Annotated in this window: 1 protein-coding gene; it reads left to right on the top strand. The window is 66.5% G+C overall.

Translation table 11 applies throughout. The features are described 5' to 3' along the window. Positions 1–441 precede the first annotated feature (441 nt). Positions 442–1863 carry a DEAD/DEAH box helicase gene (locus tag ACTJJM_RS21200; RefSeq protein ID WP_043398815.1) on the top strand — a complete coding sequence of 474 codons (1422 nt, stop codon included), beginning with the start codon at positions 442–444 and terminating at the stop codon, positions 1861–1863. The last annotated feature ends 523 nt before the right edge of the window (positions 1864–2386 follow it).

A 2386-nucleotide genomic window follows, 5' to 3' on the forward strand; every position in this document is an offset into this window, starting at 1 on the left:
AGCCGCATGGATGCGGCGACCGAGCTTACATGGACGTACTTGCAGCGTCCCCTGCCACCGGACCCACCCCGCCTACCCGCAGGAACCCGGCTTCTGACGTTGCTCTGGCCTTGGCTCGGGCGTCTGCGGGTGCAGGGCGCAGCCCTGCAGAGAGCCCCTTACCTGAACAGGCCTTTTTGCGTGAAGTCTCAAACATCGTTTAGACTTGCGGGGTCTGCAGCGGCCGTCCGTTTCCCTCCGGGATCGCCGGCGACCAGGGTCCGCCCTCTTCGCCCGCCCCCACTCCGACGCCGTTCGTCACGCATTCCAGCCTGCGCTTTGTGCCGGCTGCACCCAATTCTCGCAGCGCGGTTCACGGGAACGCTCCGAGTCAGCCGATCAGTTTGATCTGCCCCCGTCTGTCCGTTTGGACAGGCGTTTCTTGTACTTGGAGCAATCTCAATGTCTTTTGAATCGCTGGGCCTGGCGCCCTTCCTGCTGCGTGCGCTTGCCGAGCAGGGCTACGAAAACCCGACCCCGATCCAGCAGCAGGCGATCCCGCTGGCGCTGGCCGGTCGCGACCTGCTGGCCGGCGCACAGACCGGCACCGGCAAGACCGCCGCCTTCGGCCTGCCGCTGCTGCAGCACCTGGGCACCGCCTCGCAGGAAGTGCGCAGTGGCCCGCGCAAGCCGCGCGCGCTGATCCTGGCCCCGACCCGCGAGCTGGCCACCCAGGTGCACGACAGCCTGCGCGGCTACAGCAAGTACCTGCGCATCCCCAGCGCCTGCATCTACGGCGGCGTCGGCATGGGCAACCAGCTGGACATCCTGCGCCGTGGCGTGGACCTGCTGGTGGCCTGCCCGGGCCGCCTGATCGACCACCTGGAGCGTCGCAGCATCGATCTGTCCGGCATTGAACTGCTGGTGCTGGACGAAGCCGACCGCATGCTCGACATGGGCTTCCTGCCGTCGATCAAGCGCATCCTGGCCAAGCTGCCGAAGCAGAACCGCCAGACCCTGCTGTTCTCGGCCACCTTCGAGGACAACATCCGCCAGCTGGCGCTGGAGTTCATGCGCAACCCGGAACAGATCCAGGTGACGCCGAAGAACACCGTGGCCGAGACCATCACCCACCGCGTGCACCCGGTCGATGGCAGCCGCAAGCGCGACTTGCTGCTGCACCTGCTGGCGCAGGACAGCCGCGAGCAGACCCTGGTCTTCGCACGTACCAAGCACGGCAGCGACAAGCTGGCCACGTTCCTGGAAAAGTCCGGCATCAAGACCGCGGCCATCCATGGCAACAAGAGCCAGGGCCAGCGCCTGCGTGCACTGGGTGACTTCAAGGCCGGCCGCGTGACCGTGCTGGTGGCCACCGACATCGCCGCGCGCGGCATCGACATCAACGAGCTGCCGAAGGTGATCAACTTCGATCTGCCGATGGTGGCCGAGGACTACGTGCACCGCATCGGCCGTACCGGCCGTAACGGTGCCACCGGCCAGGCGATTTCGCTGGTGGCGCAGGACGAAGTGAAGCTGCTGCGTGCGATTACCCGCCTGCTGGGCCGCGACATGGACATCCGTGATGTGCCGGGCTTCGAGCTGCAGACGCCGATCCGCTGGGGCAACAGTGCGCCGGGCAAGGCCGAGCACGATACCGGCGAGCGCGCACCGCGCAAGAGCCACGCACGCCGTCCGCACGGCGATGCGCCGCGCCATGCGCATGCCGGCCCGAAGAAGGCCGGAGGCGGCCGTCGCGAGGGCGGTGGCCATGGCCAGCAGCGTGCCGGTGCGGGCGCGGGTCAGGGCCAGCGCCGTGGCGGTGGTGGCAATGGTGGCGGCCGTGGTCGTGGCCAGGGTGGCAACGGCGGCGGTCGCGCCGGCTGATCCCAGCTGAAATGGATGACGTCTCCCGCTGCGCGGGGGCTTATCGAGGGACGGCGCTGACGCGCCGTCCTTTTTTGTTGCTGGCTACCGTGAGTAGAAGCCGGCGGTGTGCTGCGCTGAGGGCGGATGGGCGTGGGGCCAGCGCAAAACACGCCGTAAACCCATCCATGGGGGCTCGGTCGGCGCATCCATGCGCCTCACGGTTTTGCGCTGGCCCCACGCCCATCCGCTTCAAGCATTGCCCGCGCCTTCTTCTCCCGCCGGGTAGCCGGGAGAAGAAAGATCAAATTCAAATTCAAATTCAAATTCAAATTCAAATTCAAAGTCAAAAGCCGAAGCCGCAATTCCTGGCTTTGCCTTTGCCTTTGCCTTTGCCTTTGCTTTTGCCCTTGCTCCCGCCTTGGGGTCTGATGCGTCCGCGCCCGCAGGAAACTGTCATGGGAGGCAGGGGGCCTCAGCCAGGACCGTTGGCGCCAAGGATGGCGCCATCGAGCCCCCATGGATGGGTTCACGGCGTGTCCTG

It is taken from the genome of Stenotrophomonas sp. 22692, assembly GCF_052045015.1.
Lineage (GTDB): Bacteria > Pseudomonadota > Gammaproteobacteria > Xanthomonadales > Xanthomonadaceae > Stenotrophomonas > Stenotrophomonas geniculata.

Excerpts from the sequence above, each read along its gene's own strand:
- ACTJJM_RS21200 (WP_043398815.1), top strand. The coding sequence starts at position 442 with ATGTCTTTTGAATCGCTGGGCCTGGCGCCCTTCCTGCTGCGTGCGCTT.